19 protein-coding genes are annotated in these 21,939 nt (G+C 73.6%); 14 read left to right on the top strand and 5 right to left on the bottom strand.

Annotation, left to right across the window (positions count from 1 at the left end; all coding sequences use genetic code 11):
• The first annotated feature begins 146 nt into the window (after window positions 1-146).
• Window positions 147-542: an MGMT family protein gene (locus ACRWND_RS07895; RefSeq protein WP_431947370.1), complete on the top strand. Its 396-nt coding sequence runs from the start codon at window positions 147-149 to the stop codon at window positions 540-542.
• Between the two features lie 252 nt (window positions 543-794).
• Window positions 795-4,139 (top strand): ATP-dependent helicase, encoded by a 3,345-nt coding sequence (locus ACRWND_RS07890; RefSeq protein WP_431947368.1) that lies wholly within the window; start codon window positions 795-797, stop codon window positions 4,137-4,139.
• Window positions 4,140-4,149: 10 nt separating this feature from the next.
• Here ACRWND_RS07890 and ACRWND_RS07885 read toward each other — a convergent pair whose 3' ends face one another.
• Entirely contained in the window at window positions 4,150-4,554 is a 405-nt protein-coding gene (locus tag ACRWND_RS07885; protein WP_431947366.1) for a type II toxin-antitoxin system VapC family toxin, read from the bottom strand.
• Window positions 4,551-4,829 carry a type II toxin-antitoxin system Phd/YefM family antitoxin gene (locus tag ACRWND_RS07880; protein WP_431947364.1) on the bottom strand — a complete coding sequence of 93 codons (279 nt, stop codon included), beginning with the start codon at window positions 4,827-4,829 and terminating at the stop codon, window positions 4,551-4,553. Before ACRWND_RS07880 ends, ACRWND_RS07885 begins: the two co-directional genes overlap by 4 nt.
• 112 nt (window positions 4,830-4,941) lie before the next feature.
• Between ACRWND_RS07880 and ACRWND_RS07875 the strand changes: the two genes are divergently transcribed.
• From ACRWND_RS07875 to nudC, 3 genes are all read left to right on the top strand, one after another.
• Window positions 4,942-8,499 (top strand): UvrD-helicase domain-containing protein, encoded by a 3,558-nt coding sequence (locus tag ACRWND_RS07875; protein ID WP_431947362.1) that lies wholly within the window; start codon window positions 4,942-4,944, stop codon window positions 8,497-8,499.
• Between the two features lie 10 nt (window positions 8,500-8,509).
• Window positions 8,510-9,898 carry a M20/M25/M40 family metallo-hydrolase gene (locus ACRWND_RS07870; RefSeq protein ID WP_431947360.1) on the top strand — a complete coding sequence of 463 codons (1,389 nt, stop codon included), beginning with the start codon at window positions 8,510-8,512 and terminating at the stop codon, window positions 9,896-9,898.
• 61 nt (window positions 9,899-9,959) lie between these two features.
• Window positions 9,960-10,895 (top strand): NAD(+) diphosphatase, encoded by a 936-nt coding sequence (gene nudC, locus ACRWND_RS07865; protein ID WP_431947420.1) that lies wholly within the window; start codon window positions 9,960-9,962, stop codon window positions 10,893-10,895.
• Between the two features lie 62 nt (window positions 10,896-10,957).
• On the opposite strand, the gene ACRWND_RS07860 is transcribed toward nudC, so the two are convergent.
• A complete protein-coding gene (locus ACRWND_RS07860; protein WP_431947358.1) occupies window positions 10,958-11,215 on the bottom strand; it encodes a mycoredoxin in 258 nt (85 codons plus the stop codon).
• A 154-nt stretch (window positions 11,216-11,369) separates the two neighbouring features.
• Between ACRWND_RS07860 and ACRWND_RS07855 the strand changes: the two genes are divergently transcribed.
• The 5 genes from ACRWND_RS07855 (at window position 11,370) to ACRWND_RS07835 (ending at window position 15,123) form a co-directional block, all read left to right on the top strand.
• On the top strand, window positions 11,370-13,604 hold the full coding sequence (locus ACRWND_RS07855) for an ATP-dependent DNA helicase UvrD2 (RefSeq protein WP_431947356.1): 2,235 nt from the start codon (window positions 11,370-11,372) through the stop codon (window positions 13,602-13,604).
• Between the two features lie 152 nt (window positions 13,605-13,756).
• Window positions 13,757-14,035, top strand: a complete 279-nt coding sequence (locus ACRWND_RS07850) for a hypothetical protein (RefSeq protein ID WP_431947354.1) — start codon at window positions 13,757-13,759, stop codon at window positions 14,033-14,035.
• Between the two features lie 85 nt (window positions 14,036-14,120).
• Window positions 14,121-14,540 (top strand): WhiB family transcriptional regulator, encoded by a 420-nt coding sequence (locus ACRWND_RS07845; RefSeq protein ID WP_431947352.1) that lies wholly within the window; start codon window positions 14,121-14,123, stop codon window positions 14,538-14,540.
• The gene (locus ACRWND_RS07840) at window positions 14,537-14,848 is read left to right on the top strand and encodes a hypothetical protein (protein ID WP_431947350.1); all 312 of its coding nucleotides are present in this window, start codon (window positions 14,537-14,539) and stop codon (window positions 14,846-14,848) included. Before ACRWND_RS07845 ends, ACRWND_RS07840 begins: the two co-directional genes overlap by 4 nt.
• Before the next feature lie 74 nt (window positions 14,849-14,922).
• A complete protein-coding gene (locus tag ACRWND_RS07835) occupies window positions 14,923-15,123 on the top strand; it encodes a hypothetical protein (protein ID WP_431947348.1) in 201 nt (66 codons plus the stop codon).
• Between the two features lie 52 nt (window positions 15,124-15,175).
• Here ACRWND_RS07835 and ACRWND_RS07830 read toward each other — a convergent pair whose 3' ends face one another.
• Window positions 15,176-16,546, bottom strand: a complete 1,371-nt coding sequence (locus ACRWND_RS07830; protein ID WP_431947346.1) for an ABC1 kinase family protein — start codon at window positions 16,544-16,546, stop codon at window positions 15,176-15,178.
• 79 nt (window positions 16,547-16,625) lie between these two features.
• Window positions 16,626-17,765 carry a TOMM precursor leader peptide-binding protein gene (locus ACRWND_RS07825; RefSeq protein WP_431947418.1) on the bottom strand — a complete coding sequence of 380 codons (1,140 nt, stop codon included), beginning with the start codon at window positions 17,763-17,765 and terminating at the stop codon, window positions 16,626-16,628.
• A gap of 380 nt (window positions 17,766-18,145) precedes the next feature.
• Between ACRWND_RS07825 and ACRWND_RS07820 the strand changes: the two genes are divergently transcribed.
• The 4 genes from ACRWND_RS07820 to ACRWND_RS07805 all read left to right on the top strand — a co-directional run bounded on the left by ACRWND_RS07820 (window position 18,146) and on the right by ACRWND_RS07805 (window position 21,912).
• Window positions 18,146-18,733 carry a M48 metallopeptidase family protein gene (locus ACRWND_RS07820; protein ID WP_431947344.1) on the top strand — a complete coding sequence of 196 codons (588 nt, stop codon included), beginning with the start codon at window positions 18,146-18,148 and terminating at the stop codon, window positions 18,731-18,733.
• Between the two features lie 72 nt (window positions 18,734-18,805).
• Complete coding sequence (locus ACRWND_RS07815) at window positions 18,806-20,437, top strand: TerD family protein (RefSeq protein ID WP_431947342.1); 1,632 nt, start codon at window positions 18,806-18,808, stop codon at window positions 20,435-20,437.
• 13 nt (window positions 20,438-20,450) lie between these two features.
• Window positions 20,451-21,134: an AIM24 family protein gene (locus ACRWND_RS07810; RefSeq protein WP_431947340.1), complete on the top strand. Its 684-nt coding sequence runs from the start codon at window positions 20,451-20,453 to the stop codon at window positions 21,132-21,134.
• Between the two features lie 16 nt (window positions 21,135-21,150).
• Window positions 21,151-21,912 carry an AIM24 family protein gene (locus ACRWND_RS07805; RefSeq protein WP_431947339.1) on the top strand — a complete coding sequence of 254 codons (762 nt, stop codon included), beginning with the start codon at window positions 21,151-21,153 and terminating at the stop codon, window positions 21,910-21,912.
• Window positions 21,913-21,939 lie beyond the last annotated feature (27 nt).

Raw genomic sequence — 21,939 nt, 5'->3', positions numbered from 1 at the left:
TGTCTCTTTTTGATCTCGTATCACCAGTCACCGCCCGGATGATGGTGGCACGAGCGGCCCGCGCATGGGCGCAGGAGGGGGCAATTCCCCTCTCCGGGCGCCCCCGCGCGCTCCGCCGGACCCCCCTGTCGGTGCCGTGGGGCACCATGGGACGGATGAGCAAGGACACCGCGTACGACCCGGACGACGTCCCCGAGCTGCCCGCGTACGCGGAGCGCGTGCTGGACGTCGCCGAGCGGATCCCGCCCGGTCGGGTCATGACGTACGGCGACGTCGCCGAGTGGCTGGGGGAGGGCGGCCCCCGGCAGGTGGGCCACGTCATGGCGCTGTACGGCGGGGCCGTGCCGTGGTGGCGTGTGGTCCGCGCGGACGGCGGGCTGCTGGCGGGCCACGAGCTGCGCGCCCTGGAGCACTACCGCGCGGAGGGCACCCCGCTGCGCCCGGCCCCGCGGTCGGCCGAGGGCCGCATACCCCGTCTCGACATGCGCGGGGCCCGCTGGGACGGCACGCATCCCGTGCCGCCCCCCGGCGGGGAGTGCTGACGACCCGACGTTCACACCATCCAGCTTCCGCCATCCGGGACGGGTTGACGCCATCCTCCGTCCGGTCGGAGTACGGCGCCCCGCGCCCGCCCGCCCCCTCATCCGTACGGGAAGCAGGGGACGCCCGGCGGCCCCGGTGACCAGTGGCGTACCGTCGGCTCCTGGCCTTTCCCGGGAACCGGCGGCACAGGCTCCCACTCCCGCACTCGTATTCGTACTCGCACCCGCACGCACACGGAACCGGCGAACCACGTGACCTCCTCCTCCACACGCCAGACGACGGACGCCGCCGCACGGCGCTCCGGGGGGACGGTCGGGCCTTCCGGCGGCTACCGGCTGCTACGGACCGCTCCGAAACCGGTGACGCCCCCTGAACTGGACGCCGCGCAGCGCGCCGTGGTTGAGCACCTCGGCGGTCCGCTCCTCGTCCTGGCCGGACCGGGCACGGGGAAGACGACGACCCTGGTCGAGGCCGTCGCCGAACGCGTGCGGCGCGGCACCGACCCCGAACGGATCCTCGTCCTCACCTTCAGCCGCAAGGCCGCGGGGGAGCTGCGGGACCGCATGGCGGCCCGGATGGGCGGCGCGGCCGCACCGCAGGCCACCACCTTCCACTCCTTCGCCTACGCCCTCGTCCGCGCCCACCAGGACCCCGAGCTGTTCGCGGACCCGCTGCGGCTGCTGTCCGGCCCCGAGCAGGACCTGACCGTGCGCGAGCTCCTGGCGGGCCAGGCGCATCTGGAACGGCAGGGGCGGACCCGGGTGCGCTGGCCGGACGAGCTCCGCGCGGCGCTGACGACCCGCGGCTTCGCCGACGAGGTGCGGGCCGTGCTGGCCCGCACCCGCGAGCTGGGTCTCGGCCCGCGCGCCCTGGCCGCGTTCGCCGGCCGCACCGGCCGCCCCGACTGGTCGGCGGCGGCCGGCTTCCTCGCCGAGTACCTGGACGTCCTCGACCTCCAGGGCGCCGTCGACTACGCGGAGCTGGTGCACCGCGCGGTGCTGCTCGCCGGGCGCCCTGAGGTGGCCCGCCACCTCGCCGCGGCCTACGAGGCCGTCTACGTCGACGAGTACCAGGACACCGACCCGGCGCAGGTGCGGCTGCTCCAGGCGCTCGCCGGCGGCGGCCGCCACCTGGTGGCCTTCGGCGACCCCGACCAGTCCATCTACGCCTTCCGCGGCGCCGACGTGAACGGCATCCTCGGCTTCCCCGAGGTCTTCCGGCACGTCGACGGCCGCCCCGCCGACGTCCGCGTCCTCACCACGTCCCGCCGCTCGGGCGCCGCCCTGCTGGCCGCGACCCGGCTGCTCACCCGGCGGATGCCGCTGACCCGGCTCCCGGCCGCGGCCGTGCGCGCCCACCGCGAGCTCACGCCGGTCCGCGAGGGGGGATCGGTCGCCGTCCGCACCTACCCCACGCCGGGCGCCGAACTCGACGGCATCGCCGACGTCCTGCGCCGGGCCCATCTGGAGGACGGTGTCCCCTGGTCCGACATGGCGGTCCTGGTGCGTGCCGGGTCCCGCTCGCTGCCCGTCCTGCGCCGGGCCCTGACGTCCGCGGGGGTGCCCGTCGACATCGACGGCGACGACCTGCCGCTGCGCGACGAACCCGCCGTCGCCCCGCTCCTGCTCGCCCTGCGGGTCTGCGCCGAGGCCGCGTTGCGGGAGGCCCGGGAGCCGGGGGAGGGCCGGGAGCCGGGGGACGCGCGGGAGCCGGGGGAGGGTCGGGAGCCGGGCCTGCGGGTCGAGGACGCCCTCACCCTGCTCGGCTCACCGCTCGGCGGCATGGACGCCGCCGACCTGCGCCGTCTGGGCCGCGCCCTGCGTGAGGAGGAAAGGGCCGCCGGGGTCCCCGTACCGCGGCCGTCGGACGAGTTGATCGCCGAGGCGCTCTCGGAGCCCGAGCGGCTGGTGGCGCACGACCCGTCCTACGCGCGGGGCGCCCAGCGGCTCGGCGGGCTGCTGCGCCGGGGGCGCGAGCTGCTCGCCGCCGGCGGCACCGCCGAGGAGGCGCTGTGGGAGCTGTGGGACGGCACCCCCTGGCCGGGCCGGCTGGAGCGGTCCGCGGCGCGCGGTGGCGCGGCAGGACGCAACGCCGACCGGGACCTGGACGCGGTGTGCGTGCTCTTCGACACCGCCGCCCGGGCCGAGGAGCGCACCGGGGGCCGCGGCGCGCTGAACTTCCTGGAGGAGCTGACCGCCCAGGACATCGCCGCCGACGTGCTCACCCGCCACGCCGTCCGCCCCGACGCCGTACGGCTGATGACCGCGCACCGCTCCAAGGGCCTGGAGTGGGGGCTCGTGGTCGTCGCCGGTGTCCAGGAAGGGCTCTGGCCCGACCTGCGGCGCCGGGGCTCGCTGCTGGAGGCCGACCGCATCGGACGTGACGGCCTCGCGGAGCCGCTCACCCCGGGCGCGCTGCTCGCCGAGGAGCGCCGGCTGTTCTACGTCGCGGCCACCCGGGCCAGCGAGCGCCTCGTCGTGACGGCCGTGAAGGCCGCCGCCGACGACGGCGACCAGCCCTCCCGCTTCCTCACCGAACTCGGCGTCGAGCCGGCCGACGTCACCCACCGGGCGCGCCGTCCGCTGTCGGTCGCGGCCCTCGTGGCCGAGCTGCGCGCCACGACCGTCGACCCGACCGCCTCCCCGGCCCTGCGCGAGGCTGCCGCCCGCCGTCTGGCCCGGCTCGCGGCCCTGGAGGACGCGGGTCAGCCGCTGGTGCCCGCGGCCCACCCCGAACGCTGGTGGGGCCTGTACGAGCAGACCCGCTCCGAGGTGCCGCTGCGCGACCGCGAGCAGCCGGTCACCCTCTCCGGCAGCGCGCTGGACCAGCTGGCCAACAGCTGCGCCCTGCAGTGGTTCCTGGGCCGCGAGGTGAAGGCGGAGCCGCCCTCCACGGCGGCGCAGGGCTTCGGCAACGTCCTGCACGTCCTCGCCGACGAGGTCGCCTCCGGCAGCACCCCGGCCGACCTGGACGTGCTCATGGAGCGGCTGGACTCGGTGTGGAACGCGCTGGCCTTCGACGCGCCGTGGAAGTCCCAGCAGGAGAAGGAGAACGCCCGCGCCGCCCTGGAGCGCTTCCTGCGCTGGCACGTCATGGAGCGCGGCCGCCAGGCCGTCGCCTCCGAGCACGGCTTCGACGTCACCTTGGAGACGGGTGAGGTGGCCGTCCGGATCCGCGGCAGCATGGACCGCGTCGAGACGGACGCCGACGGCAACGCCTATGTCGTGGACTTCAAGACCGGGAAGGCCAAACCCACGGCCGCCGAGGTCGAGAGCCACGCGCAGCTCGCCGTCTACCAGCTGGCCGTCCGCGAGGGCGCCGTCGACGAACTCTTCCACGGCACCCGGCCCGCCCCCGGCGGCGCCGAGCTCGTCCAGCTGCGCATCGGCGCCGCCCGCCGCGACGGCGGCGACACCCAGCCCACCGTCCAGCGCCAGGAGGCGCTCAGCGGCGACTGGGCCGACGCGCTGCTCGCCGACGCGGCCGCCCGCGTCCTCGACGAGCGCTTCACCCCCTCCACCGGCCGGCACTGCGAGAACTGCGCCTTCCGCGCCTCCTGCAGCGCCCGCCCGGAGGGGCGGCACGTGGTGGAGTGAGGCGGGGGTCTCAGCCGCCCGGGGCCTCGGCCCTCAGCCCGAGGTCCCGCGCGGCCTGCAGCAGGCGCTGGTCGTAGGAGACGAACACGAGCGGATCCGCGCCCGCCTGGCCCGCGAGGAGCTGTGCGGTCGCCAGGACCGAGCCGAGAGAGCGGAGCAGCGGATCGCCGTAAGCGGAAGCCGTGGCGCGGACGGCGGCGTCGATCTCGAACCGGTAGAGCCGGGTGATCACCCCGGGGACCCCGGCGAGTGCCTGCGGGGCCGATCGACGCAAGGCGCGCGGCACCTCCACCTCGACGAGCGACGACGACACCAAAGGCTCGTCCGGGCGGTCGTTCAGCCAGGCGACCAACTCCCGAGTGCCCTGCTCCCGGCGGACCATCTTCACGATCGCCGCCGAGTCCAGGTAGATCACCAGCGCTCCTCGTCGCGCAGGGCGACGAGTGCGGCCGCCGTGTCGATCCCCGGGTCGTCGAGAACGGGCGGCACCGGCACCGGACCCGAGGCCACGGGCGGGGTGGCGCGTCCCTCGGCGACCATGCGGTCCAGCACGGACTGGCCGCGCGAGATGGGCACGAGACGGGCCACGGGGGTTCCGCTCACGGTCACCTCCAAGGTTTCACCGTGCTGGACGCGTGCGAGCACGGCACTGGTGTTCTGGTTCAGTTCGCGTACCGGGATGCGCTCCATGGGCCCGGCGTAGAACCTGCTGTTCTACGCCGGTAGGGAGGAATACGCCCTGACCCCGGTGGACCGGGTGCGGCTCGGCCCGCTGTCGGTGGTGCCCGATAGCCTCCCCTTTGTGTCCTCCCGCATCACCGGCCCCGAACAGCTCAAGGAGCTGCTCGGCATCCCCTTCACCCCGGAGCAGCTGGCGTGCGTCACCGCGCCGCTCGCCCCGCAGGTGATCGTGGCCGGCGCCGGTTCCGGGAAGACGACGGTCATGGCGGCCCGGGTGGTGTGGCTGGTCGGCACCGGGCAGGTCGCGCCCGAGCAGGTGCTGGGCCTGACGTTCACCAACAAGGCGGCCGGGGAGCTGTCCGAGCGCGTGCGCAAGGCCCTCGTCCGGGCCGGTGTGACCGACCCGGACCCGGCGGACCCCGACCACGCGCCGGGCGAGCCGCGGATCTCCACATACCACGCCTTCGCCGGGCAGCTGCTCAAGGAGCACGGGCTGCGCATCGGGCTGGAGCCGACCGCGCGTCTGCTCGCCGACGCGACGCGCTACCAGCTGGCGGCGCGCGTCCTGCGGGCCGCGCCCGGTCCCTTCCCGGCGCTCACCAAGGGCGTCCCCGGCCTTGTGAGCGACCTCCTGGCGCTGGAGGGCGAGCTGGCGGAGCATCTGGTGCCGCCCGAGCGGCTGCTCGCGTACGACCGGGAGTGGCTCGCCGACCTCGAGGGCGTCCGGCTGACCAACGCGGATCTGCGCAGGCTCCCCGAGACGGCCCGCGCCCGCATCGACCTGACCGGGCTCGCCGCGGCGTACCGCGCCGAGAAGAAGCAGCGCGACCTGCTCGACTTCGGCGACCAGATCGCCCTGTCCGCGACCCTGGCCCGCACCCGCCCCGAGGTCGGCCGCATCCTGCGCGAGCAGTACGCCGTGGTGCTGCTCGACGAGTACCAGGACACCTCCGTGGCGCAGGGCCTGCTGCTCTCCGCGCTGTTCGGGGACGGCACCGGCCATCCGGTGACCGCGGTCGGCGACCCCTGCCAGGCCATCTACGGTTGGCGCGGCGCCTCGGTGGCCAACCTCGACGACTTCCCGCTGCACTTTTCGCACGCCGACGGGACACCGGCCCGGCGCCAGTCTTTGTCGGAGAACCGGCGCAGCGGCGGCCGCCTGCTCGACCTCGCCAACGGCCTCGCCGCCGAGCTGCGCGAGCGGCACGAGGGCGTTGAGGCCCTGCGGCCCGCGCCCGGCGCCGAACGGGACGGCGGGGTGCGCTGCGCGTTGCTGCCCACCCAGCATGAGGAGATCGCCTGGATCGCCGATTCCATCGCACACCTGGTCCGCACGGGCACCGCACCCGGTGAGATCGCCGTGCTGTGCCGGGCCGCCGGCCACTTCGCCGACATCCATGCGGCGCTCGTCGCGCGCGACGTGCCGGTGGAGGTGGTCGGCCTGTCCGGGCTGCTGCACCTCCCCGAGGTCGCCGACCTGGTCGCGGTCTGCGAGGTGCTGCAGGACCCGACGGCCAACGCCGCCCTCGTGCGGCTGCTCACGGGGCCGCGCTGGCGGATCGGGCCGCGCGACCTGGCCCTGCTCGGGCGGCGGGCGCGGCTGCTGGTGCCGGGCCGGGGCGACACAGCGGACCGGCTGGCCGCCGCCGTGGAGGGCGTGGACCCGGCCGAGGTGATCTCGCTCGCCGACGCCCTGGAGACCTTCGTCGACGGTGAGCCCGAGGACCGCCTGCCCTTCTCGGCCGAGGCCCGGGTGCGCTTCGCGCGCCTCGCCACCGAGATACGCGAACTGCGCCGCGCCCTGGCCGACCCGCTCATGGACGTCCTGCACCGGGTGCTCGCCGTCACCGGCCTGGAGGTCGAACTCTCCGCCTCCCCGCACGCACTGGCCGCGCGCCGCCGGGAGACCCTGCACGCCTTCCTGGACGTCGCGGCCGGCTTCGCCTCCCTGGACGGAGAGGCCACGCTGCTGGCCTTCCTCGGGTTCCTGCGCACGGCGGCGCAGTACGAGAAGGGCCTGGACAGCTCGCTGCCCGGCGGCGAGAACACGGTGAAGGTGCTCACGGCGCACAAGTCCAAGGGTCTGGAGTGGGACGTCGTCGCCGTTCCCGGGCTGGTGCGCAAGGGCTTTCCGAGTGAGCGGGGCCGCGAGTCGTGGCACTTCAACGCCAAGGTGCTGCCGCATGCGCTGCGCGGTGACGCGGCCACCCTGCCCGACCTGGAGGAGTGGTCGCGGGCGGGGCTGGCGGACTTCAAGGCGGCCATGGCCGAGCACAACCGGATCGAGGAGCTCCGGCTCGGCTACGTCACCTTCACCCGGCCGCGCTCCCTGCTGCTCGGCTCCGGCCACTGGTGGGGACCCAACCAGAAGCGGCCCTTCGGCCCGTCCGCCTTCCTCGAGGCGCTGCGCGCGCACTGCGAGGCCGGCCACGGCGAGGTCGAGCACTGGGCCGACGAGCCCGCTCCCGATGCCGGCAACCCGGCTCTGGCGCGTACGGGCGAGACACCGTGGCCGCTGCCCCTGGACCCGGCGGCCATGGCCCGGCGCCGCGAGGCAGCCCGCAGCGTGCTGGCCCAGCTGAGCGCCCCGGCGGCCCCGCCGGCGGCCGCCGTGCCGGACCCGGACTGGCCGCCGCCCCCCGAGGACGAGGAGGAGCCGCCGCCGTACGACGAGGCCTACGACGGGTACGGCGACCACGACGCCGGCGACCCGTACGGCGATCCTTACGAGGGGCCGTACGGCGCGGGCGACCCCGGCGAGTGGGAGGACCGGCCCGCCGACCGGCCCGCCATCCCCGGGCAGCCCGGCCCGCACGACCTCGACGCACCGCCGGCCGTGCCCCCGCCCGCGCCCCGGCACGGGCACGGCAAGGAGCCACTGCTCCCCGAGGAGGCCCGCGCCGTCGCGTCCTGGGACCGGGACCTCGACGCCCTCACCGAGGAGCTCCTCCGCTCCCGCGCGGTGGTACGCGACGTCCCGCTGCCCACCACGCTCAGCGCCTCCGCGCTGCTGCGGTTGGCCGCCGACCCCGACGGCTTCGCCCGTGAACTCGCCCGGCCCATGCCCCGCCCGCCGCGGCCCGCGGCCCGGCGCGGCACCCGCTTCCACGCCTGGGTGGAGTCCCGCTTCGAGGAACTGCCGCTGATCCCCCCCGAGGAGCTGCCCGGCATCGAGGGCGACGACGAGATCGCCGACGAACGCGACCTCGCCGCGCTGAAGGAGGCGTTCCTGAGGACCCCGTACGCCGAGCGCACTCCCTACCGCGTCGAGGCGCCGTTCCAGCTCGCCCTGGCCGGACGGGTGATCCGGGGCCGGATCGACGCGGTGTACCGGGAGGGCGACGGCTACGAGATCGTCGACTGGAAGACCGGGCGGTCCGGCACCGCCGACCCCCTGCAGCTCGCGGTCTACCGACTCGCCTGGGCCGAGCAGCGCGGAGTGCCGCTGTCGCAGGTCACGGCAGCCTTCCTGCACGTTCGGACGGGAGAGGTGGTTCGGCCGGAGCCGCTGCCCGACCGGGCCGCGTTGGAGCGCCTGCTGCTCGGTGAGCCGGAGCCGGGGCAGGAGCCGGAGCCGGGACCGGAGCAAGGGCCGGCACCCGGATCACCACCCGGATCGGGTGCAGGGCCCAGGACCGCTCCTGAGGCCGCCGCCGGGGGACCCTTCGGCGGCCGCTAGGCTCGAGGCCATGAGCACCACCCCGGACAGCGCCGTCCGCACGTACGTCGCGGCCCATCGTGAGACCTTCCTCGGCGACCTCGCCGAGTGGCTGCGCATCCCCTCGGTCTCGGCCGATCCGGAACGCGCCGCCGACGTACGGCGCAGCGCCGAGTGGCTGGCGGCGAAGCTCAAGGAGACCGGTTTCCCGGTGGCCGAGGTGTGGGAGACCCCCGGCGCTCCCGCGGTCTTCGCCGAGTGGCCCTCCGACACCGCGGACGCGCCGACGGTACTGGTCTACGGCCACCACGACGTGCAGCCCGCCGCGCTCGAGGACGGCTGGGACGGCGAGCCCTTCGAGCCCCGGATCCATGACGGCCGGATGTACGGGCGGGGCGCCGCCGACGACAAGGGGCAGGTGTTCTTCCACACACTCGGCGTCCGCGCCCACCTGGCCGCCACCGGCCGCACCGCGCCGGCGGTGCACCTGAAGCTGCTGATCGAGGGCGAGGAGGAGTCCGGCTCCCCGCACTTCGCCGACCTCGTGCGCGCCCGCGCCGGGCGGCTGGCCTGCGACACCGTGATCGTCTCGGACACCGGCATGTGGGACGAGGACACCCCCACCGTGTGCACCGGCATGCGGGGCCTGGTCGACTGCCAGATCGACCTGTACGGCCCCGACCAGGACATCCACTCCGGCTCCTTCGGCGGCTCCGTCCCCAACCCGGCGACCGAGGCGGCCCGGCTCGCCGCGGCGCTGCACGACGCGGACGGCCGCGTGGCGATCCCCGGTTTCTACGACGGCGTGGTCGAGCTCACCGACCGCGAGCGCGCGCTGTTCGCGCGCCTCCCCTTCGACGAGGAGCGCTGGCTGCGCACGGCCATGTCGTACGCGACGAGCGGCGAGGCCGGCTACTCGACCCTGGAGCGGGTCTGGGCCCGTCCGACCGCCGAGGTGAACGGCATCGGCGGCGGCTACCAGGGCCCGGGCGGCAAGACGATCGTGCCGTCCTCGGCCCAGGTGAAGCTGTCCTTCCGGCTGGTGGCCGGGCAGGACACCGAACGGGTACGGCGGCTGGTCGCCGACTGGGTCGCCGACCGCGTCCCGGCCGGTGTCCGGCACGAGATCACCTTCTGGGGAGCCACCCGCCCCTGTCTGACGCCGTTGGACCACCCCGCGCTGCGTGCGGTGACGCGGGCGATGGGCCGGGCCTTCGGCAAGGAGGTCCTCTACACCCGCGAGGGCGGCTCGGGCCCGGCGGCCGACCTGCAGGACGTGCTCGATGTTCCCGTCCTGTTCCTGGGAATTTCCGTGCCGTCCGACGGTTGGCACTCGGTGAACGAGAAGGTGGAGATCGACCTTCTGCTCAAGGGCGTGGAGACGTCCGCGTACCTCTGGAGCGAGTTCACGGCTCTGTAAGCATCCGCCTCCATCCGCGCGCTACGGGGAGTTGACAGCAATCTTGTCCGACACGTCCGGAATCGGTACCACTTTCGACGCGACCGCCTTCCCCCCGCCCCTCGCCCGCTCGTCGGGCGTGGACCGCGCCGCCGAGCACCGGCTCGACGAGGCGTGGCTGGCGGCCGCCTGGAGCCACCCGACGACGCGGGTGTTCGTGGTCTCCGGGGGCCAGGTCCTGATCGAGGACACCCCGGACGGCCATGCCGAGCTCGTCATGATGCCGAGCTTCGAGGCGCCGGAGAGCGAGGTGCACCGCTATTTCCTCGGCATCGACGAGGCGGGGGTGCGCTATTTCGCGCTGCAGAAGGACTCGCTGCCCGGACGCCTGGACGACGCGGCCCGCCCGGCCGGGCTCCGGGAGGCCGGCGTCCTGCTGTCGGACCGCCACGCGGGCCTCATGGTGCACGCGGTCGCGCTGGAGAACTGGCAGCGCATGCACCGCTTCTGCTCGCGCTGCGGGGAACGCACCGTGGTGGCGGCCGCGGGCCACATCCGCCGCTGCCCGGCCTGCGGGGCGGAGCACTACCCGCGCACCGACCCCGCGGTGATCATGCTGGTCACCGACGAGGAGGACCGGGCGCTGCTGGGCCGCCAGGTGCACTGGCCCGAGGGGCGCTTCTCGACGCTCGCGGGCTTCGTGGAGCCGGGGGAGTCCCTCGAGCAGGCCGTGGTGCGCGAGGTCGCCGAGGAGGCGGGGGTGGCGGTCGGCGAGGTGTCCTATGTCTCCAGCCAGCCCTGGCCGTTCCCCTCGAGCCTGATGCTGGGCTTCATGGCGCGGGCCACGTCGGCGGAGATCACCGTGGACGGCGAGGAACTGCACGAGGCGCGCTGGTTCTCCCGCGAGGAGTACCGCAAGGCGATGGAGACCGGCGAGGTGCTGCCGCCGTACGGGATCTCCATCGCGGCGCGGCTGATCGAGCGCTGGTACGGGATGCCGCTGCCGGCCCGTCGCTGAGCGCGCCGCCCGCCGCGTCGTCCGCCCCGGCCGCGCGTGCGCACAGCCGGGGCGGACCGGTCTCAGCCCGCGAGGGCCTGCTTGACCTGGGCCAGACTGGGGTTGCTGAGTGCGACTGCCTCGGCGCCGCTCTTGGGCGACACCAGGAGCGTCGGGACGAGCTGGTTGCCGCCGTTGACGCTCTCGACGAACTTCGCCGAGTCCGGGTCGTGCTCGATGTTGACCTCCGTGTAGGCGATGCCCTCACGGTCCATCTGCCCCTTCAGGCGGCGGCAGTATCCGCACCACGTGGTGCTGTACATCGTCACAGTGCCGGACATCGTGTTCGCTCCTTCAAGGCTGGGGATGACGTCGATCCCGTGAACGCTAACCCCTCGCCGTGGCATTCCTTGCAATCGTTCGCGGTGTGACCATCACACCTCAGCTGTGGACAACTTCGCGGGGCCGTCCTCGGGGAGATGGCAGCATGGCAGGGTGACTGCACCGACCCCCACCCCGCTCTTCCCGGAGTTCCCGGCCGTCCCGGAGTCGGCGGACGCCGTGCTCGACGGGCTCGACCCGGAACAGCGCGCGGTCGCCACCGCGCTGCACGGCCCGGTGTGCGTGCTGGCGGGAGCCGGCACGGGCAAGACGCGCGCGATCACCCACCGGATCGCGTACGGGGTGCGCGCCGGGATACTCCAGCCGGCCAGTGTGCTCGCGGTCACCTTCACCGCCCGAGCGGCCGGGGAGATGCGCGGGCGGCTGCGGCAGCTCGGCGCGGGCGGCGTGCAGGCGCGCACCTTCCACTCCGCGGCGCTGCGCCAGCTGCAGTACTTCTGGCCGCGTGCCGTCGGCGGCGACATGCCGCGGCTGCTCGAGCGCAAGATCCAGCTCGTCGCGGAGGCCGGGGCCCGCTCCCGCATCCGGCTGGACCGGGGTGAGCTGCGCGACGTCACCGCCGAGATCGAGTGGGCCAAGGTCACCCAGACGGCGCCCGAGGACTATCCGGCCGCCGCCGCCAAGGCCGCCCGGGACGTGCCGCGCGACCCCGCCGAGATCGCCCGGGTCTACACGACGTACGAGCAGCTCAAGCGCGACCGCGGCGCCATCGACTTCGAGGACGTGCTGCTGCTGACCGTCGGCGTCCTGGAAGACCGGCCTGACGTCGCCGACGCCGTCCGCTCCCAGTACCAGCACTTCGTCGTCGACGAGTACCAGGACGTCAGCCCGCTGCAGCAGCGCCTGCTGGACCTCTGGCTCGGCGGCCGGGACAGCGTCTGCGTCGTCGGCGACGCCTCGCAGACCATCTACTCCTTCACCGGCGCCACCCCGGAGTTCCTGCTCGGGTTCCGCAGCCGGCACTCGCAGGCCACAGTGGTGAAGCTGGTCCGCGACTACCGCTCCACCCCCCAGGTGGTACACCTGGCCAACGGCCTGCTGTCCCAGGCGCGCGGCCAGGCAGCCCAGCACCGACTCGAGCTGGTATCGCAGCGCGAGGCCGGACCCGAGCCGGTCTACACCGAGTACGCGGACGAGCCCGCCGAGGCCGAGGGCACCGCCCGGCGGATCCGCGAGCTGATCGACGAGGGCGTGCGGCCCAGCGAGATCGCCGTGCTGTACCGGGTGAACGCCCAGTCCGAGGTCTACGAGCAGGCCCTTGCCGACGCCGGCGTGCCGTACCAGCTGCGCGGCGCCGAGCGCTTCTTCGAGCGCCCCGAGGTCCGCGAGGCCGGGATGCTGCTGCGTGGCGCCGCCCGGGCCGGCGGCGGCTCGGACCCGGGCCTGGACGACGCGGACCTGCCCGCCCATGTCCGGGCGGTGCTCGGCACCCGCGGCTGGTCCCCCGAGGCCCCGGCCGGATCGGGCGCCGTCCGCGACCGCTGGGAGTCGCTGGCCGCCCTGGTGCGGCTGGCCGAGGACTTCGCCCGCGCCCGGCCGCAGGCCACGCTCGCGGACTTCGTCGCCGAGCTCGACGAGCGGGCGGGCGCGCAGCACGCCCCGACGGTCGAGGGCGTCACCCTCGCCTCACTGCACGCCGCCAAGGGCCTGGAGTGGGACGCGGTGTTCCTGGTCGGACTGACCGAGGGCACGATGCCGATCACCTACGCCAAGACCGACGAGCAGGTCGAGGAGGAGCGCCGGCTGCTCTACGTCGGCGTGACCCGCGCCCGGTTCCACATCGCCCTGTCGTGGGCGCTGTCACGGTCGCCCGGTGGCCGCGGCGGCAGGCGGCCCTCGCGCTTCCTGAACGGGCTGCGGCCGGGCTCGGCGGCCCGGGGCGCCGCGGGGGGGCGTTCGGCCGCCACGGGCGGCGTGGAGCGCGGCTCGGGCGGCAGGAAGCGGCGCGGCCCGGTGCAGTGCCGCGTGTGCGGCCGCACCCTGTCCGACGCGGGCGAGATCAAGCTGATGCGCTGCGAGGACTGCCCCTCCGACCTGGACGAGGCGCTGTACGAGCGGCTGCGTGAATGGCGGGTGGAGCAGGCGAAGGCACTGGGCCAGCCGGCTTACTGCGTCTTCACCGACAAGACGCTGCTGGCGATCGCCGAGGTGCGGCCCACCACCGAGGGGGAATTGTCCGTCATCTCCGGAGTCGGAGCCCGCAAAATGGACAAGTTCGGTGCCGACGTCCTCGCCCTGTGCGCGGGGCGCGAGCCCGGCGGTGAGGACGGCGGCGAACCCGGGGACGAGGCCGGTGGTGAAGCTGTTGCGGAAGAGGTCGGAAAATAGTTTGCGCGCCCCATGGAAATCCCCATAGCCTGCGTGAGCGCGAACGACGCGGCTTCGTGAAGGACCTTCCCGGAGCGGTGTCATCCGTGATGTACTGACCCGGCACCACCTGCCAGACCCGCCCTACGAGACGCCGAGAGGAGGCGAGACCAATGATCAGCTTCATGACGAAAATGACCGATCGCCCGGTCGTCGCCGCCTGCTTCCTTGGTGCCTCGTTCCGTGGCACCGGTCTGTCCGGCGGTCTGCCCACCACCGTCCTCTCCATCCGGGAGCGCGGTGGCGAGCGACCGACGCAGGCACCGGCGGCGGCAGTGGTGGCAGAAGCCCAGGCCTATGCCATTGCGGCGACCAATGGTGCCGGAAACCAGAAGCAGCAGCACCTGAAGTGGGCCTTCCGCGGGCTCGAACCCTGGAGTGATCCAGCCTGATCGACGATCAGGCCGGCGCCTTCAGGGCCGCGGAATCCCAGACCGGGATCCGCGGCCCTTCTGTTTTCCCACCCCCGACAAGCAGATGAGGAACGAAGCGATCGTGCATCTCACCTCGCACGCACCGTCCGTACCCGCCCCAGCACGCCCGCCTGTCATCCACCACCGCTCTGGTGACGAGGCGCTCCGCGCCGCTCCGCCCGACCCTGCCCCGGAGGCCCCCTTGCTGCCCCTCACCGAACTCGACGACGAGATCGACCGCCTCGGCGTCCCCGTCCCCTGCCGTACCTACGACCCGGAGGTCTTCTTCGCCGAGTCCCCGGCCGACGTGGAGTACGCCAAGTCGCTGTGCCAGACCTGCCCGGTCCGCGAGGCCTGCCTCGCCGGTGCCAAGGACCGCCGTGAGCCCTGGGGTGTCTGGGGTGGCGAGCTCTTCGTGCAGGGCGTCGTCGTCCCGCGCAAGCGTCCCCGTGGCCGTCCGCGCAAGAACGCGGTTGTGGCATGAAGCGCCCAACTGTCGGAACGATCGACCATCCCCTCACGCACGACCCCAAGAAGCAGGCCCCGATGACCCCGTCCGCCACCGAACGCCCCGCCCGGCCCTCCGACGCCCCCGCTGACCGCCAGAACAGGAACCTCGAAATGCAACTCATGCCAGAAGCCCTGGCCCGTGCCCATATGCAAGAACGCCTCTACGAGGCGGAGCACGAACGAACAGCCCTCCGCATGGTCAGGGCCCGGCGCCTCCAGCGCCGCGCCGAACGTGCCTCGCTGCGCGCCCGCCGGGCGCTGGCGACGGCCGTGATGCAGTAGCGCCGGAAGATCGGCGACGACACACAGGCCGCGGGGCCGGTCGATTTCGACCGGCCCCGCGGTATCGTCGCGAAGTGGACCAGAAGACGCAATCCGAACGGGTCGGGACTGCTCCCGAGACGACCGCGTGCGCCCGCTGCGGGGCCGTTGCCAACGGACTTCCCCTCACCTGGACCTGCTCCGTCGAGAACGGCAGCCGCGTGTACTTCTGCGACGACTGCGCCCGCACCCACATCCGCAGCATCGAGGGCAGACTGGACTCCTCCTGGTGGTGAGGGACCCCTCCTGGCGGTAGAGCCGCTCCCTGCCCCCGCCCCCGGCTGCCCCTCAGGCCGAGGCGTCCTCTGCCTCGGCCAGTGGGACCAGGCCCTCCTCTGCGAAGCCCGGCAGCCATTCGAGCAGCTCTTCCCGGAGCCTCACCGTGGCCGCCAGCTGGCACAGCACCCCGATGGTGCTGAGCGTCACCCGGTGGATGAGCAGGTACGAGGGCGGCAGATTGAGCTGCTTGCCCAGCTGGTACGCAGGTGAGCGCGGGTCGGCGATCCGCGCCGCCTGCGAGCGCATCCAGCCGCGAGCGAAGGTGAACTCCTCCACGGCCGCCGGCTCGATGATCGGCCGCAGGTAGTCCAGCACGGCGTCCGGGTCGAGTGCGACCGTGGGCTTGACGAAGCCCTCCTGGCAGAGCAAGGCGTGCACCGAATCCGCGTCGTCGGCCAGCGCCAGGCGCAGCGCCGTCCCTATCGGCAGCGGCAGGCCCCCCGGGAGGCGGTCCACCGTGCCGAAGTCCAGCACGCCCAGCCGCCAGCCCTGCGCCGGGCCGTCGTCGATCAGCAGCCGGAAGTTGCCCGGGTGCGGATCGGCGTGCAGCAGCCCGGTGCGGGCCGGTCCGGCGAAGAGGAAGTGCGCCAGCAACTGACCCGCGCGGTCGCGCATCTCCGCCGTGCCCCGCGCGATCACCTCCGCCAGCGGCACCCCGTCCATCCACTCGGTGACCAGCACCTGGTCTGTGCGGTGCACCACGTTCGGCACCACCACGTCCGGGTCGTCGGCGAACTCCACCGCGTGGGTGTGCTGGGCCTGGGCCTCCAGCTCGTAGTCCAGCTCCTCCGCGACCCGGTCGCGGAGCTCCGAGATCAAGGGCTTGACGTCCATGCCGGGAATCAGCGGCCCGAACAGCTTCGCCACCCGGCCGAGTTGTGTGAGGTCCGACAGCAGGGCCTCCCCGGCGCCGGGGTACTGGACCTTCACCGCGACCGTGCGGCCGTCGTGCCACACGGCCCGGTGCACCTGCCCGATCGAGGCCGCCGCCGCCGGCACGTCCTCGAACTCGATGAAGAACTCGTGCCAGTCCGCGCCGAGACGCTCGGCCAGCACGGCGTGCACGGTGCGGGCGGGCATCGGCGGCGCCGCGTCCTGCAGTCGGGTGAGGGCGGCGCGGTAGGGGCCGGCGACCTCCTCGGGCAGGGCGGCCTCGAAGACCGACAGGGCCTGGCCGAACTTCATGGCCCCGCCCTTCAGCTCCCCGAGGACCTTGAAAAGCTGTTCGGCCGTCTGCGCCTGCAGTTCGCCGGCGACCTCTTCCGCGGGGCGCCCGCCGAGCCGCTTGCCCAGCCCCAGCGTCGCTCTCCCGGCGAATCCCAGCGGGAGCGCCGCCAGCTTGGCGGTACGGGTCATCGCTTTGCGCGGAAGATCAGACATGCGCCCCCTCTTTCCGTTCGGTCACCTCGTCATTGTCCCCCGCCTCTCCCGGACCGCGGGATCGCCGGTGTCACAAACCTCAGGCGTCGTCGGTCACCCCGCTACCCGCATCACCCGCATCACCCGCGGCGCCCCCGGTGCGCGCCCCGCAGCCGCACCTGCGGTCGCCCGGAACGGGCCGCAGCTCCGTCGTCAGCCGGGCGAGTCCCATCTCGACCCGCCCGCCGCAACTCGGCGGCCGGCCGCCGTCCACGAAGGCCAGGGCATGTGCCGCGGCGAGCCCCGCGACCGCGGTGGCCAGCGCGACGTCGCAGGCCGGGACCCCGCCCCGCCCGGACCGCAACTGCGCCAGCACTCGGGGCCAGGCCGCGTCGGCGTCCGCCATCCGCTGCGCCAGGCATCCCGCGCACCCCGTGCTGCCCGGGACCACCAGAGGTCCCACCACTCCCCGGCCCTCCATCACCCCCGTGTACAGATGGGGGATCCCGGCGGCCATCAGCGGGGCGGCTCCCTGCGGATCGGGAGCGTAGGCGGCCAGGCCGTCCCGCGGCGCGAGCACCACCAGGGACAGCCCGGACTCCGGCACGGCGGACGGCCCCCGCCGGCCCACCGCCGCCGCCCGGGGATCGGGCGCCGCTCTGCGCACGAGGCCGCGCGCCGCCGCGTCCCGGCGCTCGCCGATGTGCTCGGCGGGGATGCCGCCCGGCGCGGTGTCCCAGGGCTCGACCCGGCCGCCGTCGTGCACGTCGACCTTGCCGACGCCCGCCGCGGACAGCACCGCCGCCACCGTCGCGCCGACCCGGCCGGCCCCGGCCACCCGCACCCGGGCGGCCCGCCGCCTGCTCATCCGGTCCGCTGCGCCGCCGGGGTCGGAGTGCACCACGGACAGCGCCGCGAGGTCGGGGCGGAGCCGGTCCAGCGCGGCGGAGTGGTGCCGTATCGTCTCGGACAGTTCGGCATGCGCCGTCGCGTCGTCGAGCACACCGCCGTCGGCCAGCAGTCCGAGCAGTCGCCGGGCCTGCGGGGGCCGCAGCCCCAGCGACTCGGCCTCGCGGGCGAGCGGGCCGAGCCCGCGTGTGCCGTCGAGCAGGTCGAGGAAGGCGGCGGCCGCGCCGTCCACCGGGTCCAGGACCACCGCGTGTGCCGGGTCGACGCCGAATTGCAGGCTTTCCCGGCTGCGCCAACTGCGGCGCATCGCCGCTTTGAGCATGGGACGCATCGCCACCCCCGTGGGCTCGGCTCCCGATCGAGAGACTGTTCCGACTCCGTACAGGACCAGCATGCCCTGAACCCCCGAACCGGCCCGGAAAGTTATCCACAGGTGCTGTGGACAGTCATTCGATATGACCGGCGTCCGGTACTTTCCGGGTCTTTCGGGGGCGTTCCCGGGCTTTCCCTAGCTTTCCCGGGCTTTCCGAGTCCTTCCAGGTCTTCCCCGCCTCCTCCCGGCCTGCTCCACGCCGGCCCCCGTCGCCTTCCGCGGGGTTTGCCCGCCACCTGCGGTTTTCCGGGCTCTCCAGCAGTGCCCCGCTGTTTCCTTTCTCACCCGGCATCCCGGGGGACGGGACTTCCCGGACCTGGTGCGGGTAACGTCGGGGCGTGTCCGCCGACCCCGCCCAGAGCCTTTCCGGCCAGCCCTCGCGCTCCCCCCGGACCGGCGCCGTCGAAGTACGCCGAAGCTCCCGACGGCGCCGGACGGTCTCGGCGTACCGCGAGGGCGACGTCACCGTGGTCCTCATCCCCGCCCGGATGTCCGCCGCCGAGGAGAAGCGGTGGGTGACGGTCATGCTCGACAAGCTCGCCGCCCAGGAGAGCCGCCGCCGGCTCGGCGACGACGAGCTGACCGCCCGGGCGGAGCAACTGTCCGCGCAGTACCTCGCCGGCCGCGCGCGGCCGCGGACGGTGCGATGGGTGACCAACCAGAACTCCCGCTGGGGCTCGTGCACGCCGGCCGAGGGCAGCATCCGCCTGTCCCACCGGTTGCAGGGCATGCCCGAGTACGTCGTCGACTACGTCCTCCTTCACGAACTCACCCACCTCCTGGTGCCCGGCCATGGACCGGACTTCTGGAAGCTGCTGGAGTCCTACCCGCGCACCGAGCGTGCGCGCGGGTACCTGGAGGGCGTCGTCGCCGCGGCCCGGCTGCCGCACCCGCCCACGGCGAGTGAGGATCAGCCGGGGGAATAGCCCCGTTCTGCGCCAGCAGTTAGCCTGGCGCAACGCAGCAAGCACATACGGACGGGGGGACGGTCCTCAGAGATGGCCAGGGAATTCCAGCGCGGCCACAAGGCCAAGATCAGTGACCTGACCGCGGGAACGGATCTGTACATCGGTGTGCAGATCAGCGGCCCCGCTCTCGGCTTCGACATCAGCTGCTTCGGGCTGGACGCCGAAGAACGACTCTCCGACGACCGCTACTTCGTCTTCTACAACCAGCCCAAGTCGCCCGAGGAGGCGATTCAGCAGCTGGGGCCGCAGGCCGGGGACACCGAGTCCTTCCGGGTGACGCTGGACCGGATCCCCGCCCGGATCCAGAAGCTGAGCTTCACCGCGACGATCGACGGCGCCGGGCAGATGTCGCAGATCGGCCCGGGCTACGTGCGGATCGTCGCCGGGGGCGAAGAGGTCGCCCGCTACGCCTTCACGGGTGCCGAGTTCAGCACCGAGCGTGCCGTCATGCTCGCCGACCTCTACCTCAAGGACGTCTGGCGGTTCGCCGCCGTGGGCCAGGGCTTCGACGGCGGACTGGAAGCCCTGCTGAAGAACTTCGGCGGCGAGGTCGCCGAGGAGCAGCAGGCCGAGGAGCGACAGCCCGCGGCCGCACCGGGCTTCGCGCCCCCGGCCGGGCCCCCGCCGGGCTTCGCGCCCCCGGCGGCCTCCGTGCCGCCCGCACCCGCCTTCGGCACCCCGTCCACCGCGGCCCCGGTGCCGGCCCCCGCGCCCGCGCACACAGCCCCCACCATGGTGGCGCCGACGGCCACGCCGCCCCAGGCGCCGCCGGGCCAGCCGCCGTTCGGTCAGGTCCCGCCGCCCCAGGCGCCGCCGGGCCAGCCGCCGTTCGGTCAGGTCCCGCCGCCGGCGCCCCCCGGCCAGACGGGTCAACCGCCCTTCGGCCAACCCCCGTACGGCCAGCCGATGCCCGGTCAGGGCGTGCCCGGCCAGCCCGCCTTCGGTCAGCCGCCGCAGGCCCCGCACGCCGGCGCCGGCCAGTTCCCGCCGCCGCCCGGCGCCGGACTCGCGGCCGCTCTGCAGAAGTACCGGGAGCAGCCCACCGGCCAGCGCTGGACCCAGCAGAACCCGAAGCTGATGCGCGCCGACCTCGGGCAGGCCGGCGGGCAGCCGGTGCTCGCCCGGCAGGGCAGCATGGTGCTGTACCAGGGCAAGGTCGAATTCGGCTACAAAGGCGCCGGATTCACCGGTCGCGTCGTCGGCAACATGACCGGTCAGGAGTTGCAGCTGATGCGCTGCACGGGCCGCGGCCAGGTCTTCTTCGCCGAGGACGCCTCCTATCTGCACCCCATCGAGCTCCAAGGCGACGCCATCTGCGTCTCCGCGGAGAACGTGCTCGCCTTCGACGAGTCCCTCCAGCACGAGGTCCGCCGCATCGAGGGCCACGGCATCCCCGGCGGCGCCCTGTTCACCATGCAGTTCCAGGGCACGGGAACGGTCGTGGTCAAGACCCACGGCACCCCGGTGGTGCTGCCGGTCACCCCGACGACCTATGTGGACAGCAACGCGATCGTCGCCTGGTCGGCCGCCTCGCAGGTGGTGCTCTCCAGCCAGGTCCGGCTGCGCAGGAACGCCTATCCGGGCCACAGCGGGGAGACTGTGAACCTGCAGTTCAGGGGTGCTCCCGGAAACTTCGTCATCGTCCAGCCGTACGAGGTCTGAGGGGGAGCCCGTCATGGACCAGTCACTGATCTCCGGGTACGCCCCGGCACCCGTCACCGCCCGCATGGAGAACCACGGCAGCAGCATGCTGAAGGTGGCCATGAGCAGCGGCCAGGACCTCTACGCGCGCACCGGTTCGATGGTCGCCTACGAGGGCTTCGTCCAGTACGAGCCCAACCCGCCCGCCGTTCGACAGATGGCCTCCCAGTGGCTCACCGGCGAGGGGGCGCCGATCATGAAGTGCTCCGGCGACGGGCTGCTGTACCTGGCGGACTACGGCGCCGACGTCGTCTGCGTCTACCTCGACAACGAGGCGCTGTCGGTCAACGGCAGCAATCTGCTCGCCTTCGACGCCCACCTGCAGTGGGGTGTGGAGCGGGTGAAGGGCCTGGCCAAGTTCGCGGGCCAGGGACTGTTCAACGTCGGGATCTCGGGCACCGGCTGGGTGGCCCTCACCTCCCGCGGCACCCCTGTCGTGGTCGACTGCGGACGAGGCGAGGACGAGACCTACGTCGACCCGGACGCGCTCGTGGCCTGGTCGAGCGGACTGAAGACGAAGGCGAAGCGCAGCTTCAAGGCGTCCGCCCTCATCGGGCGCGGCAGCGGCGAGGCCTTCCAGATCGGCTTCTCCGGTCAGGGCTTCGTCGTCGTACAGCCCAGCGAGGACAGCACCGACCGCCTCCGAGTCCGGGGCTGAGGGGGAGCGAGACATCATGCAGAGCCCGCTTTTCGCGTACACCGAGGTCCAGGCCGAGGAACAGTACGCACTCCAGAACCCGTACCTGCTGCGGGTCACGCTCGACGGCCGCACCGACTGCCTGGCCCGCAAGGGCGCCATGGTCGCGTACCAGGGTCTGATCGAGTTCGACGGCGAGTACCAGAGCCACGCCCAGCGCTCCGCCCGCCGCCGCACCGGTGAGGGGCTGGACCTGATGCGCTGCTCCGGGCAGGGCACGGTCTATCTGGCCAACCTCGCCCAGCACATCCACATCGTCGATGTCGACCAGGAGGGCCTGACGGTGGACGGCGCCTATGTGCTGGCGCTCGACTCCGGGCTGCACTGGGAAGTCATCTCCGTGGACAGCCAGTTCGGGATCTCCGGCAGCGGCGCCTACAACCTCAACATCTCGGGTCACGGCAAGGTGGCGCTGATGACGTCGGGCAAGCCCCTGCTGATGCCCGTCACCCCGGACGCGTACGTCTCCGCCGACTCCGACGCGGTCGTCGCCTGGTCGTCCTCGCTCCGGGTGCAGATGCAGGCGCAGACCAGCTCCTCCGGTGTCTGGCGCCGGCGCGGCAACACCGGTGAGGGCTGGGAGCTCAACTTCCTCGGCCAGGGCCATGTCCTGGTGCAGCCCAGCGAACTGATGCCACCGCAGAACGCCCCGATCGGCGGGGGTGTCGCCGCGCAGTACGGCTTCGGCCAGCAGGGCGCGCACGGCATGAACCAGGGCAACATCTTCACCAACCGCTGAGCCCCGCCGCGGGTCCCGCCCCGCGCG

It is taken from the genome of Actinacidiphila sp. bgisy167, assembly GCF_965342175.1.
Classification (GTDB): Bacteria; Actinomycetota; Actinomycetes; order Streptomycetales; family Streptomycetaceae; genus Actinacidiphila.
The sequence above is the reverse complement of the archived record's forward strand: the minus strand, read 5'-3'. Positions and strand labels throughout refer to the sequence as shown.